This window comes from Streptococcus sp. NM, assembly GCF_003390135.1.
In the GTDB taxonomy this organism is placed as follows: Bacteria; Bacillota; Bacilli; order Lactobacillales; family Streptococcaceae; genus Streptococcus.
In genome coordinates this window covers 73306-90019 of record NZ_QUOS01000004.1, presented here as the reverse complement: position 1 = coordinate 90019, position 16714 = coordinate 73306, and the positions used below count along the sequence as shown (strand labels likewise).

Annotated in this window: 14 protein-coding genes, 1 tRNA gene and 1 other RNA gene; 13 read left to right on the top strand and 3 right to left on the bottom strand. The window is 41.6% G+C overall.

What is annotated here, in order from left to right:
• Window positions 1-19: 19 nt before the first annotated feature.
• A complete protein-coding gene (def, locus tag DXN33_RS07570; protein ID WP_004260025.1) occupies window positions 20-631 on the bottom strand; it encodes a peptide deformylase in 612 nt (203 codons plus the stop codon).
• A 174-nt stretch (window positions 632-805) separates the two neighbouring features.
• Here def and DXN33_RS07565 point away from each other — a divergent pair, with 174 nt between their 5' ends.
• The 5 genes from DXN33_RS07565 (at window position 806) to DXN33_RS07545 (ending at window position 5688) form a co-directional block, all read left to right on the top strand.
• Window positions 806-2131, top strand: a complete 1326-nt coding sequence (locus DXN33_RS07565) for a CapA family protein (RefSeq protein WP_115904758.1) — start codon at window positions 806-808, stop codon at window positions 2129-2131.
• 21 nt (window positions 2132-2152) lie between these two features.
• Window positions 2153-2980, top strand: coding sequence for an HAD family hydrolase (locus DXN33_RS07560; RefSeq protein WP_084863135.1), 828 nt, complete (start codon window positions 2153-2155; stop codon window positions 2978-2980).
• A gap of 1 nt (window position 2981) precedes the next feature.
• Window positions 2982-3617 (top strand): SGNH/GDSL hydrolase family protein, encoded by a 636-nt coding sequence (locus DXN33_RS07555; protein WP_033685213.1) that lies wholly within the window; start codon window positions 2982-2984, stop codon window positions 3615-3617.
• A gap of 61 nt (window positions 3618-3678) precedes the next feature.
• Window positions 3679-4026, top strand: a transfer-messenger RNA (tmRNA) gene (gene ssrA / locus DXN33_RS07550).
• A gap of 327 nt (window positions 4027-4353) precedes the next feature.
• Window positions 4354-5688, top strand: coding sequence for an Nramp family divalent metal transporter (locus tag DXN33_RS07545; RefSeq protein ID WP_115904757.1), 1335 nt, complete (start codon window positions 4354-4356; stop codon window positions 5686-5688).
• 78 nt (window positions 5689-5766) lie between these two features.
• On the opposite strand, the gene DXN33_RS07540 is transcribed toward DXN33_RS07545, so the two are convergent.
• Window positions 5767-5854 (bottom strand) — tRNA-Ser (locus DXN33_RS07540).
• 161 nt (window positions 5855-6015) lie between these two features.
• On the opposite strand from DXN33_RS07540, the gene DXN33_RS07535 reads away from it, so the two are divergent.
• The 4 genes from DXN33_RS07535 (at window position 6016) to DXN33_RS07520 (ending at window position 12005) form a co-directional block, all read left to right on the top strand.
• Entirely contained in the window at window positions 6016-6756 is a 741-nt protein-coding gene (locus DXN33_RS07535) for a DeoR/GlpR family DNA-binding transcription regulator (protein WP_115904756.1), read from the top strand.
• A complete protein-coding gene (gene pfkB / locus DXN33_RS07530; RefSeq protein WP_115904755.1) occupies window positions 6753-7664 on the top strand; it encodes a 1-phosphofructokinase in 912 nt (303 codons plus the stop codon). The genes DXN33_RS07535 and pfkB overlap by 4 nt, the downstream gene beginning before the upstream one ends.
• Window positions 7661-9613 (top strand): fructose-specific PTS transporter subunit EIIC, encoded by a 1953-nt coding sequence (locus DXN33_RS07525; protein WP_115904754.1) that lies wholly within the window; start codon window positions 7661-7663, stop codon window positions 9611-9613. The genes pfkB and DXN33_RS07525 overlap by 4 nt, the downstream gene beginning before the upstream one ends.
• A gap of 88 nt (window positions 9614-9701) precedes the next feature.
• Window positions 9702-12005: a DNA translocase FtsK gene (locus tag DXN33_RS07520; protein WP_115904753.1), complete on the top strand. Its 2304-nt coding sequence runs from the start codon at window positions 9702-9704 to the stop codon at window positions 12003-12005.
• A 44-nt stretch (window positions 12006-12049) separates the two neighbouring features.
• Here DXN33_RS07520 and DXN33_RS07515 read toward each other — a convergent pair whose 3' ends face one another.
• The gene (locus tag DXN33_RS07515) at window positions 12050-12478 is read right to left on the bottom strand and encodes a DUF6556 family protein (protein ID WP_049488572.1); all 429 of its coding nucleotides are present in this window, start codon (window positions 12476-12478) and stop codon (window positions 12050-12052) included.
• 138 nt (window positions 12479-12616) lie between these two features.
• Here DXN33_RS07515 and DXN33_RS07510 point away from each other — a divergent pair, with 138 nt between their 5' ends.
• The 4 genes from DXN33_RS07510 to DXN33_RS07495 all read left to right on the top strand — a co-directional run bounded on the left by DXN33_RS07510 (window position 12617) and on the right by DXN33_RS07495 (window position 16704).
• The gene (locus DXN33_RS07510; protein WP_115904752.1) at window positions 12617-13759 is read left to right on the top strand and encodes a cysteine desulfurase family protein; all 1143 of its coding nucleotides are present in this window, start codon (window positions 12617-12619) and stop codon (window positions 13757-13759) included.
• Window positions 13760-13767: 8 nt separating this feature from the next.
• Window positions 13768-14982 carry a tRNA uracil 4-sulfurtransferase ThiI gene (gene thiI / locus DXN33_RS07505; protein ID WP_115904751.1) on the top strand — a complete coding sequence of 405 codons (1215 nt, stop codon included), beginning with the start codon at window positions 13768-13770 and terminating at the stop codon, window positions 14980-14982.
• 136 nt (window positions 14983-15118) lie between these two features.
• The gene (locus DXN33_RS07500; RefSeq protein WP_115904750.1) at window positions 15119-15943 is read left to right on the top strand and encodes an alpha/beta hydrolase; all 825 of its coding nucleotides are present in this window, start codon (window positions 15119-15121) and stop codon (window positions 15941-15943) included.
• 20 nt (window positions 15944-15963) lie between these two features.
• A complete protein-coding gene (locus DXN33_RS07495; protein ID WP_033687156.1) occupies window positions 15964-16704 on the top strand; it encodes an esterase family protein in 741 nt (246 codons plus the stop codon).
• Window positions 16705-16714: the final 10 nt, after the last annotated feature.

Here is a 16714-nt window from a genome sequence, read left to right as displayed (position 1 = left end):
TCTTACAACGGGATTTTCTTTATTCTAGAATTAGTAAACCATCTTTAACTGCAAATGGGTCTTTTTCATTGATACGATCGTAAAACATGATACCGTTAATGTGGTCAATTTCATGCTGAACAACGATGGAGTTGTAGCCTTTGAGTTTGATACGGTGTTTTTCTCCATCCTTGTCAAAGTAGTCAACAGTAACGCGGGCATGGCGAACAACATAGCCAGGCACGTTACGGTCAACAGATAGGCAACCTTCTCCTTCGCCAAGAGCAGCGTCTTGAACAGAGTGAGAGACGATTTTTGGATTGTACATAATAGCTTGCAAGTCGTAAGCTTCCTCTGGAGTTTCGCCTTCTTCAACAATATTAGGTACCAAAACAGCGATAATGCGTTTTGAGATATCTAATTGAGGAGCAGCAAGTCCAACTCCACCGCGGAGCCCCATTTTTTCAGCCATGACAGGATCTTGGGAATGTTTGAGGAATTGCATCATCTTTTCGCCAAGAATGATTTCTTGATCAGATAGGGGGAAAGTGACTTCCTCAGCAACTGCGCGTAGAGTAGGATTCCCTTCGCGGATAATATCGTTCATATCAATTAAGTGAGCAGCTTTTGTAATACGTTCTATTGCAGACATTTTCTCTCCTTTCATTACCTCTACATGATATCACAAAATGATAAGGAATGAAAGCATTTCGGCATCTAGCTTTTATAGAAAATACCTACTAGGTTCGATTCAATTGTGAAAGAATTACTTATCTGTGATATAATAAAAAGAAAAGGCTTGCATTAGAAAGTAGGGAGAATGAAGATGCAAAGAAGACAAGATAGACATAAACGTGGACCAGTTTTTCGTTTTATGAGGGGCTTTGTAAACTTTTTTAGGAGTTATCGCAAGTGGAGTAATAAGGGATTTGTGGCGATACTCTTGCTAGCAGTTGCTTTATCAATGGGCTTGGTCTTGCTGTTTGAAACTTTCCAAGGAATCCCCTTGACCAGTCAAAAAAAGGATGCCATTTCTAAAGAAGCAAATAAGACAAATCAAAAATCTAAAGATCAGGAAGAAGAAACAAGTGCTCGTATTATGGCCCATGGAGATTTACTTTACCATGATATTATCTATATGTCAGCTAAAAAGGAAGATGGCAGCTATGATTTTCATGAGAATTTTGAATACGTAACTCCTTGGCTTAAGCAGGCAGATTTGGCAATAGGTGATTTTGAAGGGACCATTAATAAAGATCATTATCTAGCTGGCTATCCTTTATTTAATGCTCCTGGTCAAGTAATGGATGCTATTAAAGATGCTGGGTATCATGTTTTAGATTTAGCCCATAATCATGTTTTAGATTCTCAAATTGAAGGAGTTATTTCAACGGCAGATGCAATTGAAAAGGCAGGAATGACACCTATTGGAGTTTATACGCACGAGTCACGTGATCAAGCTCCGCTCGTTATCAAGGAAGTGAACGGTATCAAGGTTGCACTTTTGGCTTATTCTTATGGATTTAATGGAATTGAGCAAAGTATTTCTCAAGAAGATTATAACCGCTATCTTTCAGACCTAAACGAAGATAAGATGAAGGCTGAAATTGAGCGTGCAGAGAAGGAAGCGGACATTACTGTTATCATGCCTCAGATGGGGGTTGAGTATCGCATAGAACCGACTGAAGAGCAAAAGGTTTTGTACCACAAGATGATTGAATGGGGAGCGGATATTATCTTTGGAGGCCATCCACATGTAGTTGAGCCATCAGAGACTGTTGAAAAAGATGGAGAGAAAAAACTTATCATCTATTCTATGGGAAACTTTATTTCTAACCAACGTATTGAAACAATGACTGGTGTAGACAATGCGAAGTGGACAGAGCGTGGTGTTCTTATGGATGTAACTGTCAAGAAAAAAGGTGGAAAAACAACTATTGACACAGCTAAAGCTCATCCAACTTGGGTCAATCGAACACCAAAGGGAACCTTTTCACCAGAAGGATATCCCCTATATCATTATCAAACCTATATCTTAGAAGATTTTATCGAGGGTGGCAGTCATCGTGATCAGTTAGATGAAGCGACTAAGGAACGAATTGATGCAGCCTATAAAGAAATGAACGAACATGTAGGATTGAAGTGGGATTAGCTTGAATTCAGAGGAAAGTAAATGACGATTAAAGTAATTGCGACAGATATGGATGGGACCTTGCTGGATGCTAGAGGCCAGCTTGATCTCCCACGCTTGGAAAAGATTTTAGATCAGTTGGATCAAAGGGGCGTTCGTTTTGTCATCGCTACGGGCAATGAAATTCACCGTATGAGGCAACTACTGGAGCACTTGGTGGATCGAGTGGTTCTGGTGGTTGCCAACGGTGCTCGTATTTTTGAAAACAATGAACTGATTCAGGCTCAGACTTGGGATGATGTCATTGTCGATAAGGCCTTGGCTTATTTCGAGGGTCGATCGTGTCAGGATCAGTTTGTTGTAACGGGGATGAAGGGTGGTTTCGTCAAAGAAGGTACGATTTTTACAGACCTTGAAAGTTTTATGACTCCAGAAATGATTGAAAAATTCTACCAACGGATGCAATTTGTGGATGAATTAACCTCTGACCTCTTTGGTGGTGTTCTCAAGATGAGTATGGTTGTTGGTGAGGAACGTTTGAGTTCGGTTTTGGAAGAAATCAATGACCTCTTTGATGGCCGCGTTCGGGCTGTATCGAGTGGCTATGGTTGCATTGATATCCTTCAAGCTGGAATTCATAAAGCATGGGGCTTGGAAGAATTACTCAAGCGTTGGGACTTGACTCCCCAACAAATCATGGCTTTTGGTGACAGTGAAAATGATGTTGAAATGCTTGAAATGGCTGGAATTGCCTATGCGATGGAAAATGCTGATGATAAAGCCAAAGCTGTGGCTACTGCTCTAGCACCAGCCAACAGCCAAGGCGGAGTTTATCAAGTCTTGGAAAACTGGTTAGAAAAAGGAGAATGAAGTGGCAGTACAGTTATTAGAAAATTGGTTACTAAAGGAACAAGAAAAAATCCAAACCAAGTATCGTCACTTAAATCAGGTTTCTGTTGTAGAGCCAGACATTCTTTTTATTGGGGATTCCATTGTCGAATACTATCCTCTGCAGGAACTATTTGGGACTTCAAAGACGATTGTCAATCGAGGAATTCGTGGCTATCAGACAGGGCTGTTATTAGAAAATCTTGATGCGCATCTTTATGGTGGAGCAGTAGATAAAATTGTCCTTTTGATTGGGACAAATGATATCGGAAAAGATGTGCCTGTGAATGAGGCTCTCAATAATCTCGAAGCTATCATACAATCCATTACTCGCGATTATCCATTGACTGAGATTAAATTGCTTTCCATTTTGCCAGTCAATGAGGGAGAGGAGTACAAGCAGACAGTCTATATCCGCACGAATGAAAAAATCCAGAAATGGAATCAAGCCTATCGAGAGCTTGCTTCAGCCTATATGCAGGTAGAATTTGTGCCAGTTTTTGATAGTTTGACAGACCAAGTAGGTCAACTCAAAAAAGAATATACAACTGATGGACTGCATCTCAGTGTTGCTGGTTATCAGATTTTGACAAAATCTTTGAAAGACTATCTTTTGTAGTTAATTGCTTTCCTTTTTGCATTTTTGAGTTAGATAAGGTATAATGGTTTTGTTGTCTTTTGGGGTCGTTACGGATTCGACAGGCATTATGAGGCATATTTTGCGACTCGTGTGGCGACGTAAACGCTCAGTTAAATATAACTGCAAAAAATAACACTTCTTACGCTCTAGCTGCCTAAAAACCAGCAGGCGTGACCCGATTTGGATTGCTCGTGTTCAATGACAGGTCTTATTATTAGCGAGATACGATCAAACTTTGTCTAGCAGTTTGGTAAGAGATTTATAGGCTCGCAGTTCCTAGGCTTGAGTTATGTGTCGAGGAGCTGTTAAAACAATACATAACCTATGGTTGTAGACAAATATGTTAGCAGATGTTTGGACGTGGGTTCGACTCCCACCGGCTCCATTATTATTTTGCATTCCTTTCTAAAACGTTGTACTTACAGCGTTTTTTATTTTGTTCTTTGGTATTCCTTGGTATTCTTTTTTACAAAAAGGATACAATTTTCAGTTGTATCCTAAATATTAAAGCAAGTCCTGAATTTTCTTAAGTTTTTATCATATTTTCTGTTATAATTAAGGTGCCTTAAGAAAAATATTAAGGTGCCTTAATAAAAATAATGAAAAAACTAAATGTTTTTCATATAGTTTTCATTGTTTTAATAGTTTAAAGTCAATCTTATTTTTCTCTAATAGAAAATAATGAAAAAGTAGGTTTAGAAAGAGGTAAGTATCTATGTCTTCTCATAAAAAAGTGTCACTCTCTGAGATTAATCAATCTATCGATACTCCAAATAACAATCATTTCTGGCAAAATTTAAAGGCCTTCTTGGGTCCAGGTGCCCTTGTCGCAGTTGGTTATATGGATCCAGGAAACTGGATAACCAGTGTGGTTGGAGGTGCATCCTATAAGTACAGTCTCTTATTTGTCATCTTGATTTCATCACTCATTGCTATGCAGCTTCAGCAGATGGCAGGAAAGCTTGGAATTGTAACTCAAATGGACTTGGCTCAAGCAACGGGTCATCATTCACCCAAATGGCTTCGTTATAGCTTATGGGTGATTTTGGAGTTGGCCTTGATGGCGACAGACCTGGCAGAAGTTCTAGGTTCAGCGATTGCTCTCAATCTTCTCTTTAAGATTCCGATTATGATAGCAATTCTCTTGACCGTGTTGGATGTTTTTCTCTTATTGCTTCTGATGAAATTTGGCTTTAAGAAGATTGAAGCTATTGTGACAACACTGATTTTAACCATTCTAGCAATTTTTACCTATCTGGTAGCTTTGTCACATCCAAGCTTCCAAGGAATCGTTGAGGGTTATCTACCGAATGCAACCTTATTTGAAAGTCCCTTGCCAGGGCATGAAAGTCAATTAACCTTGGCACTAGGGATCGTGGGAGCAACGGTTATGCCCCATAACCTCTATTTGCATTCTTCCTTGTCTCAAACTCGGAAAATCAATCACAAGGACAAGAATGATGTTCGAAAAGCCGTGCGCTTTATGACCTGGGATTCAAATCTCCAATTATCCTTGGCCTTTGTGGTTAACTCCCTTCTATTAATTCTCGGGGCGGCTCTCTTTTTCGGCCATGCATCTGAGATTTCTGCCTTCTCTCAAATGTATAATGCCTTGCAGGATTCTACTATTGCAGGAGCTATAGCTAGCTCGACCTTATCAACCTTGTTTGCCTTGGCTTTATTAGCCAGTGGTCAAAATTCGACGATTACGGGTACCTTGACTGGACAAATCGTTATGGAAGGTTTCTTGCATATGAGATTACCTCAATGGTTCATTCGTTTGGCAACTCGTCTCTTTGCCTTGTTGCCTGTCATGATTGTAGCGGTTCTGTTTGGTCATCAGGAAAAAACATTGGATCAGTTATTGGTTTATTCACAAGTCTTTCTTTCGATTGCTCTTCCATTTTCAATCTTCCCACTGATTTATCTAACTTCTAAGAAATCACTGATGGGAGAATTTACCAATGCCAAATGGAATACCATCCTTGGCTATATCGTTTCCATTATCTTAACAATTCTCAATGTGAAATTGTTATTTGATATTTTCTAAGAAATTCACCCGAGTTATAAAACAAGCATATAAGAAAAAAGATACCCAAGATTTCTTGGGTATCTTTTTTAAAATAAACGGAAGACATGGGATTCGAACCCACGCACGCTGTTACACGCCTACCGCGTTTCCAACACGGCCTCTTAAGCCTCTTGAGTAATCTTCCAATACTTACTCAAATAGTCTACCATAAAGGCTCTTATCTTGCAATAAAAATTCTGGAAATAAGAAAAATGATAGAATTTGACAGAAAGTGATAAAAAATGCTTGACTTTGAAAGGAAGTGTGATAGAATGAATAGTGTAAACGATAACAGGAGGTGATTCAGTGTTAAAAACAGAGCGGAAGCAACTGATTTTAGAGGAGTTACATCAACATCATGTAGTTTCTCTAGAAAAATTAGTTAGTTTGTTAGAAACGTCAGAATCAACGGTTCGAAGAGACTTGGATGAGTTGGAAGCAGAAAACAAGCTTCGTCGCGTACATGGTGGAGCAGAATTGCCCCATTCCTTGCAGGAAGAAGAAACCATTCAAGAAAAATCTGTCAAAAACCTTCAAGAGAAGAAGTTACTGGCTCAGAAAGCAGCCTCTCTCATCAAGGAACAAGATGTCATTTTTATCGATGCTGGAACAACAACTGCTTTTTTGATTCATGAATTGGTCAATAAGAATGTTACAGTCGTGACCAACTCGATTCACCATGCTGCTCAGTTGGTTGAAAAGCAGATTCCAACTGTCATGGTTGGAGGAAGTGTCAAGATGGCGACAGATGCGAGTATCGGGGGTGTTGCTCTTAACCAGATTAACCAATTGCACTTTGACCGTGCCTTTATCGGGATGAATGGTGTGGACGATAGTTATTATACGACTCCTGATATGGAAGAGGGAGCTGTGAAGCGTGCTATTTTGGAGAATGCCAAACAGACTTATGTCTTGGTGGACTCGTCAAAAATTGGACAAACTTGCTTTGCTAAGGTAGCACCACTCAAACGAGCTATTGTTATTACAAGTCAAGGGCATGAGCTCTTGCAGGCCATTAAGGAGAAAACGGAGGTAATAGAAGTATGATTTATACAGTCACACTCAATCCGTCTATTGATTATATCGTTCGTTTGGACCAAGTCCAAGTCGGTAGTGTCAATCGTATGGACAGTGATGATAAGTTTGCTGGTGGTAAGGGAATCAATGTTAGCCGTGTCTTGAAACGCTTGGATATTCCAAATACTGCGACAGGCTTCATCGGTGGCTTTACAGGTAAATTTATCACAGATACTCTGGCTGATGAAGAAATCGAGACACGTTTTGTCCAAGTGGCAGAAGATACTCGTATCAATGTTAAAATCAAAGCAGACCAAGAAACAGAAATCAACGGGACTGGTCCAAATGTCGAGCCAGCCCAGCTAGAAGAATTGAAAGCTATTTTATCTAGTCTGACAGCAGAAGATACAGTTGTCTTTGCTGGTTCAAGTGCTAAAAACCTAGGAAATGTCATCTACAAGGATTTGATTGCCTTGACGCGTCAGACGGGTGCGCAAGTGGTTTGTGACTTTGAAGGACAGACCTTAATTGATAGTTTGGCCTACCAGCCGCTTTTGGTCAAACCAAACAATCATGAACTTGGAGCGATTTTTGGGGTTAAACTCGAAAGTTTAGATGAAATTGAGAGATATGCTCGCGAGTTACTGGCTAAAGGTGCTCAAAACGTTATTATATCTATGGCTGGTGACGGTGCCCTTCTTGTCACATCTGAGGGAGCTTACTTTGCTAAACCAATCAAGGGGACAGTCAAAAATTCAGTTGGAGCTGGTGATTCTATGGTTGCCGGATTCACAGGTGAATTTGTCAAATCAAAAGATGCAGTAGAAGCCTTCAAATGGGGAGTTGCTTGTGGAACAGCAACGACATTCTCAGATGACTTGGCAACGGCAGAATTTATTAAAGAAACATATGAAAAAGTTGAGGTAGAAAAACGATGAAAATTCAAGACCTATTGAGAAAAGATGTCATGTTGCTGGATTTGCAGGCAACTGAAAAAACAGCTGTCATCGACGAGATGATTAAAAGTTTGACAGACCACGGTTATGTGACAGATTTTGAAACCTTTAAAGAAGGCATTTTGGCGCGTGAAGCTTTGACTTCTACTGGTTTGGGTGACGGAATCGCAATGCCACACAGCAAAAATTTTGCTGTAAAAGAAGCGACAGTTCTCTTTGCCAAGTCAAACAAGGGTGTTGACTACGAGAGCTTGGATGGGCAACCAACTGACCTTTTCTTTATGATTGCAGCTCCAGAAGGTGCCAATGATACTCACTTAGCAGCCTTGGCAGAATTGTCTCAATACTTGATGAAAGACGGATTTGCAGACAAACTTCGCCAAGTAATATCAGCTGACCAAGTCATTGAGCTCTTTGACCAAGCTTCAGAAAAAACTGAAGAGCCTGTTCAAGCACCTGCTAATGACTCTGGTGACTTTATCGTGGCTGTTACAGCTTGTACGACAGGTATTGCCCACACTTACATGGCCCAAGAAGCCCTTCAAAAAGTAGCTGCTGAAATGGGGGTTGGTATCAAAGTCGAAACCAACGGTGCTAGCGGTGTTGGAAACCAACTAACTGCTGAAGATATCCGTAAGGCTAAAGCGGTTATCATCGCAGCAGACAAGGCAGTTGAAATGGATCGTTTCGATGGCAAACCATTGATCAGTCGTCCGGTTGCTGATGGTATCCGTAAAACAGAAGAATTGATTAACTTGGCTCTTTCAGGAGATACGGAAGTCTACCGTGCCGCTAATGGAGCAAAAGATGCAACAGCCTCTAACGAAAAACAAAGCCTTGGTGGCGCCTTCTACAAACACTTGATGAGTGGTGTCTCTCAAATGTTGCCATTCGTTATAGGTGGTGGTATCATGATTGCCCTTGCCTTCTTGATTGATGGTGCTTTAGGTGTTCCAAATGAAAACCTTGGCAATCTTGGTTCCTACCATGAGTTAGCTTCTATGTTCATGAAAATCGGTGGCGCTGCATTTGGTTTGATGCTTCCAGTCTTTGCAGGTTATGTTGCCTACTCTATCGCTGAAAAACCAGGTTTGGTAGCAGGTTTCGTGGCTGGTGCTATTGCCAAAGAAGGTTTTGCCTTTGGGAAAATCCCTTATACAGCAGGTGGTGAAGCAACTTCAACTCTTGCAGGTGTCTCATCTGGTTTCCTAGGTGCTCTTGTTGGTGGATTTATCGCAGGTGCTTTGGTTCTTGCTATCAAGAAATACGTTAAAGTTCCTCGTTCACTTGAAGGTGCTAAATCAATTCTCATCTTGCCACTTCTTGGAACTATTTTGACAGGATTTGTTATGCTGGCAGTTAACATTCCAATGGTGGCAATCAACACTGCTATGAATGACTTCCTTGGTGGTCTTGGAGGAGGATCAGCTGTTCTTCTTGGTATCGTCCTTGGTGGAATGATGGCTGTTGACATGGGTGGACCAGTTAACAAAGCAGCCTATGTCTTTGGTACAGGTACGCTTGCAGCGACTGTTTCTTCAGGAGGTTCTGTAGCCATGGCAGCAGTTATGGCTGGAGGAATGGTACCACCACTTGCCATCTTTGTCGCAACTCTTCTTTTCAAAGATAAATTTACTAAGGAAGAACGCAACTCTGGTTTGACAAACATCATCATGGGCTTATCATTTATCACTGAGGGAGCGATTCCATTTGGTGCCGCTGACCCAGCTCGTGCTATCCCAAGCTTTATCCTTGGTTCAGCAGTAGCAGGTGGCCTCGTTGGTCTTACTGGTATCAAACTCATGGCACCACACGGAGGAATCTTCGTTATTGCCCTTACTTCTAATGCCCTTCTTTACCTCGTTTTTGTCTTAGTAGGAGCAATTGTAAGTGGTGTGGTTTATGGTTACCTACGCAAACCACAAGCATAAAACTTAGATAGAAAATAAAAAGATTGGACCGTTTGGTGCAGTCTTTTTCTCTTTCCGAAATGCCTGTGAAATGTGGTATAATAGAAGAATGGCAAACAAGAATACAAGTAAAACAAGACGGAGACCGTCTAAAGCAGAACTCGAAAGAAAAGAAGCGATTCAACGAATGTTGATTTCGTTGGGAATCGCGCTTTTATTGATTTTCGCAGCCTTCAAATTAGGAGCTGCAGGTATCACCCTTTACAATTTAATACGCTTGCTGGTGGGTAGCCTAGCTTATCTGGCAATATTTGGTATCCTGCTCTACCTCTTCTTTTTCAAGTGGATCCGAAAACAGGAAGGGCTCCTATCTGGCTTTTTCACCATATTTGCAGGTTTACTCTTGATTTTTGAGGCCTACTTAGTTTGGAAATATGGTTTGGACAAGTCGGTATTAAAAGGGACCATGGCTCAGGTTGTGACGGATTTGACTGGTTTTCGAACGACCAGTTTTGCTGGAGGAGGCTTGATTGGGGTCGCTCTTTATATGCCAATTGCCTTTCTCTTTTCAAATGTCGGCACTTACTTTATTGGTTCTATCTTGATTTTAGCTGGAGCCCTCCTAGTCAGTCCTTGGTCTGTTTACGATATTGCTGAATTCTTCAGTAGAGGCTTTGCCAAATGGCGGGAAGGGCATGAGCGTCGAAAAGAGGAACGCTTTGTCAAACAAGAAGAAAAAGCTCGTCAAAAAGCTGAGGAAGAAGCTAGATTAGAAAAAGAAGCAGCTGAGAAAGCCTTGCTCGATTTGCCTCCTGTTGATATGGAAACAGGTGAAATTTTGACAGAAGATGTTGTACTTGACGTTCCACCTTTTCCAGATGAAGAGTGGGTAGAACCAGAAATCATCTTGCCTCAAGTTGAACTTGAATTCGCTGAACAGGAAGATGGCTCTGATGATGAAGATGTTCAGGTCGATTTTTCAGCCAAGGAGGCTCTTGAGTACAAACTTCCAAGCTTACAACTCTTTGCACCTGATAAACCCAAGGACCAGTCTAAAGAAAAGAAAATCGTTCGAGAAAACATCAAAATCCTAGAAGAAACCTTTGCTAGCTTCGGTATCAAGGTAACAGTTGAACGGGCCGAAATTGGGCCATCAGTGACCAAGTATGAAGTCAAGCCAGCAGTGGGTGTAAGGGTCAACCGCATCTCCAATCTCGCAGATGACCTCGCTCTAGCCTTGGCGGCCAAGGATGTCCGGATTGAAGCACCTATCCCAGGGAAATCCCTAGTCGGAATCGAAGTACCCAACTCTGAGATTGCGACTGTATCTTTCCGCGAACTATGGGAACAATCTCAAACAAAAGCAGAAAATCTCTTGGAAATTCCTTTAGGAAAGGCTGTTAATGGCACCGCAAGAGCTTTTGACCTTTCTAAAATGCCCCACTTGCTAGTCGCAGGTTCAACGGGTTCAGGGAAGTCAGTAGCTGTTAACGGCATTATAGCTAGCATTCTCATGAAGGCAAGACCAGACCAAGTTAAATTTATGATGGTCGATCCCAAGATGGTTGAGTTGTCTGTTTACAATGACATTCCTCATCTCTTGATTCCAGTTGTGACCAATCCACGCAAGGCCAGCAAGGCTCTGCAAAAGGTCGTGGATGAAATGGAAAATCGTTATGAACTCTTTGCCAAGGTGGGAGTTCGGAATATTGCAGGTTTTAATGCCAAGGTAGAAGAGTTCAATGCCCAGTCTGAGTACAAGCAGGTTCCGCTACCGCTCATTGTCGTGATTGTGGATGAGTTGGCTGACCTCATGATGGTGGCCAGCAAGGAAGTGGAAGATGCTATCATTCGTCTCGGACAGAAGGCGCGTGCTGCAGGTATCCACATGATTCTTGCAACCCAGCGCCCATCCGTTGATGTCATTTCTGGTCTGATCAAGGCCAATGTTCCTTCTCGTGTCGCTTTCGCAGTTTCATCAGGAACAGATTCCCGTACGATTTTGGATGAAAATGGAGCGGAAAAACTGCTTGGACGTGGAGATATGCTCTTTAAACCAATTGATGAAAATCATCCAGTTCGTCTCCAAGGCTCCTTTATCTCGGATGATGATGTCGAGCGCATCGTAAACTTCATCAAGGCTCAGGCTGATGCGGACTACGATGAGAGTTTTGATCCAGGTGAGGTTTCTGAAAATGAAGGAGAATTTTCAGATGGTGGTGATGGTGGAGATCCGCTTTTTGAAGAAGCCAAGGCTTTGGTAATCGAAACTCAGAAAGCCAGCGCATCCATGATTCAGCGTCGTTTGTCTGTTGGATTTAACCGTGCGACCCGCCTTATGGAAGAACTTGAGATGGCAGGTGTCATTGGTCCAGCTGAAGGAACCAAACCAAGAAAAGTATTGCAACAATAAAAAAATAGCTTCTTTCCAAGTTTGGAGAGAAGCTATTTTACTGGCTATTGATTGGTATTATTTTCTGAATTTGTAGTATTGGACTGTTTTTCATTTTCAGTAGTAGATTTACTTGGAGCAGGAGTAGTAGAGTCCTGAGTTGCTGTTTTCTGCTCTTCTTTTTTCTCTTCCTTGACGCCGGATTTTGGTGTTTCTTCTTGTTGTGGTTTTTCTTGAGAAGTGTTATTTTCCTTATTAGGACTAGTGTTTTCCTGAGGGGATTCCTTTTGAATTTCTTTGACAATTGTTGTCGTCTGGCTTGTCGTAGGTTCTTTTTTAGTATTTTTGTTATTATCCAAGGCGTTCATGATAGTGATACTTGCGGTAATTAAGCCGAGAATACTACCGATAGTAGCAACGGTTTTTTGAAAGACCGTAAAGCCTTTTTTGATGTGTTCTGTTTTTGGTTTTGAAGTTCTACGATAATTAGACATACATTCTCTCCTTTAACTAAAATTTATTATACCGCATTTCTTTAAAAAAATCTTAAAAAAAGAGGAATTGCCCTTTCTTGTCGCAAGCTCCGTTTCATGATACAATAGAAGAAGTGATTTTAGAAAGCGTGAGAAAACATGATTTACTTTGATAATTCGGCGACGACCAAGCCTTATCCTGAAGCCCTTGAAACTTATATGCAGGTCGCTTCAAAAATTTTAGGAAATCCATCTAGTCTCCATCGTTTGGGAGACCAGGCAACACGAATTTTAGATGCTTCCCGTCAACAGATTGCAGATTTAATCGGTAAGAAAAGTGATGAAATCTTCTTTACTTCTGGTGGGACAGAAGGAGATAACTGGGTCATCAAGGGTGTGGCCTTTGAAAAAGCCCAGTTTGGCAAGCACATCATCGTATCAGCCATTGAACATCCAGCAGTCAAAGAGTCAGCTCTCTGGTTGAAAAGTCAAGGATTTGAAGTGGATTTTGCTCCAGTTGATGAGAAAGGATTTGTGGATGTTGAGGCGCTAGCAGATTTGATAAGACCTGATACGACCCTCGTTTCCATCATGGCTGTGAACAATGAAATCGGTTCTGTTCAGCCCATTAAGGCTATTTCAGAACTCTTGGCAGATAAGCCGACTATTTCCTTCCACGTTGATGCGGTTCAGGCTCTTGCCAAGATTCCGACTGAAAAATATCTGACAGAACGAGTGGATTTTGCGACTTTCTCTGGTCACAAGTTCCACGGAGTTCGTGGTGTTGGTTTTGTCTATATCAAGTATGGCAAGAAGATTACGCCTCTTTTAACAGGTGGTGGTCAGGAACGTGATTATCGCTCGACAACTGAAAATGTGGCAGGGATTGCAGCGACAGCCAAGGCTCTCCGTTTGTCCATGGAAAAGCTAGATTTCTTTACGAGTAAGATAGGACAGATGAAGGCAGTGATTCGCCAAGCCCTTCTGGACTACCCAGATATTTTTGTCTTTTCAGATGAGGAAGACTTTGCCCCTCATATTCTGACTTTTGGAATCAAGGGTGTTCGTGGTGAAGTCATTGTTCACGCCTTTGAAGACTATGATATTTTCATCTCAACGACCTCTGCTTGTTCTTCCAAGGCTGGGAAACCTGCAGGCACCTTGATTGCCATGGGAGTGGATAAAGATAAGGCCCAGTCAGCCGTGCGTCTTAGCCTAGACCTTGAAAATGATATGAGTCAGGTCGAGCAGTTTTTGACCAAGTTAAAATTGATTTACAATCAAACTAGAAAAGTAAGATAGGAGCATTCATGCAGTATTCAGAAATTATGATTCGCTACGGTGAGCTGTCAACCAAGGGCAAAAACCGTATGCGTTTCATCAATAAACTTCGCAATAATATTTCAGACGTTTTGTCTATCTATCCCCAAGTTAAGGTAACGGCAGATCGTGACCGTGCCCACGCTTACCTCAATGGAGCAGATTACACAGCAGTAGCAGAATCGCTCAAACAAGTTTTTGGAATTCAAAACTTTTCCCCTGTTTATAAGGTTGAAAAATCTGTAGAAGTTCTGAAGTCTGCTGTCCAAGAGATTATGCAGGACATCTACAAGGATGGCATGACCTTTAAAATTTCTAGCAAGCGTAGCGACCACAACTTTGAGTTGGATAGTCGTGAACTCAACCAAACACTTGGAGGGGCTGTATTCGAAGCCATTCCAAATGTGAAAGCTCAAATGAAAAGTCCTGATATCAATCTCCAAGTGGAGATTCGTGAAGAAGCAGCCTATCTTTCTTATGAAACCATTCGTGGGGCTGGTGGTTTGCCAGTTGGAACTTCAGGTAAAGGGATGCTCATGTTGTCAGGAGGGATTGACTCACCTGTAGCAGGTTATCTTGCGCTGAAACGTGGTGTAGATATTGAGGCAGTTCACTTTGCCAGTCCACCTTACACGAGTCCTGGTGCTCTTAAAAAAGCCCAAGATTTGACCCGTAAATTAACCAAGTTTGGTGGAAATATCCAGTTTATCGAAGTTCCTTTTACAGAGATTCAAGAGGAAATCAAGGCTAAAGCGCCAGAAGCTTACCTTATGACCTTGACGCGTCGTTTTATGATGCGGATTACTGACCGTATTCGTGAGGTACGAAATGGTTTAGTTATCATCAATGGGGAAAGTCTTGGTCAAGTAGCTAGCCAGACCCTTGAAAGCATGCAGGCTATCAATGCCATTACCAACACTCCCATCATCCGTCCAGTTGTGACAATGGATAAGTTGGAAATCATTGACATTGCTCAGGAAATTGACACCTTTGAAATTTCTATCCAGCCTTTTGAAGACTGCTGTACGATTTTTGCACCTGACCGTCCTAAGACCAATCCTAAGATTAAAAATGCAGAACAGTACGAAGCGCGTATGGATGTTGAAGGATTAGTAGAGCGAGCAGTAGCAGGAATCATGATTACTGAGATTACACCGCAGGCTGAAAAAGATGAAGTGGATGACTTGATTGACAATCTTCTCTAATCAGAAAATCCAAAAGAATTTAGAAAAATAGATGAAAAAGTTAGTTTTTAATTCCAAAAATGGAAGCAAAACTAACTTTTTTTCTATAATTGTGATATAATGAAATAAAATTTTGAATATAGAGAGTTTTCTGACAATGAATCAATCCTACTTTTATTTAAAAATGAAAGAACACAAACTCAAGGTTCCTTATACAGGTAAGGAACGCCGTGTACGTGTTCTTTTGCCTAAAGATTATGAGAAAGACACGAATCGTTCCTATCCTGTTGTTTACTTTCATGACGGGCAAAATGTTTTTTATAGCAAGGAGTCCTTTATTGGTCACTCGTGGAAGATTATTCCAGCTATTAAGCGCAATCCCGATATCAGTCGCATGATTGTCGTTGCCATTGACAATGATGGTATGGGGCGTATGAATGAGTATGCGGCTTGGAAGTTCCAAGAATCTCCTATCCCAGGCCAGCAGTTTGGTGGTAAAGGTGTGGAGTATGCCGAGTTTGTCATGGATGTGGTCAAACCTTTTATCGATGAGACCTACCGTACCAAAGCTGACCGCCAACATACGGCTATGATTGGTTCCTCACTAGGAGGCAATATTACCCAATTTATCGGTTTGGAATACCAAGACCAAATTGGTTGCCTAGGCGTCTTTTCATCTGCAAACTGGCTCCACCAAGAAGCATTTAACCGTTATATCGAGCGCCAAAAACTGTCGCCTGACCAGCGCATCTTCATCTATGTAGGAACGGAAGAAGCGGATGATACTGACAAGACTCTGATGGCTGGTAATATCAAACAAGCTTATATCGACTCGTCGCTTCGCTATTATCATGATTTGATAGCTGGGGGAGTTCATCTGGATAATCTTGTCTTGAAAGTTCAGTCTGGTGCCATCCATAGTGAAATCCCTTGGTCGGAGAATTTACCAGACTGTCTGAGATTTTTTGCAGAGAAATGGTAAGTTAGAAAAGGAGAAATCAAATGCATATTGAAAACCTTAGCCACTGGAGTGGCAATCTTAACCGTGAAATGTATCTTAATCGTTATGGACATGCTGGGATTCCAGTTGTGGTCTTTGCTTCATCAGGTGGTAGTCACAATGAATACTATGATTTTGGCATGATTGATGCTTGTGCTTCCTTTATCGAGGAAGGCCGTGTCCAGTTTTTTACCCTATCCAGTGTAGACAGTGAGAGCTGGTTGGCCACTTGGAAAAATGGTCACGACCAAGCAGAGATGCACCGTGCCTACGAGCGCTATGTGATTGATGAGGCCATTCCTTTTATCAAGCATAAGACAGGTTGGTTTGATGGTATGATGACGACAGGTTGCTCGATGGGCGCCTACCATGCAGTCAACTTTTTTCTCCAACATCCAGATGTCTTTACCAAGGTGATTGCTCTTAGTGGTGTTTACGACGCACGTTTCTTTGTTGGCGATTACTACAATGACGATGCTATTTATCAAAACTCGCCAGTAGATTATATCTGGAATCAGAATGACGGCTGGTTTATTGACCGTTACCGTCAGGCAGAGATTGTGCTGTGTACGGGTCTTGGAGCCTGGGAACAAGACGGTCTACCATCTTTCTACAAGCTTAAAGAAGCCTTTGACCAGAAACAAATTCCAGCCTGGTTTGCTGAATGGGGACACGATGTCGCCCACGACTGGGAATGGTGGCGCAAACAAATGCCTTATTTCCTCGGCAATCTCTATTTATAAAAGGAGTGAC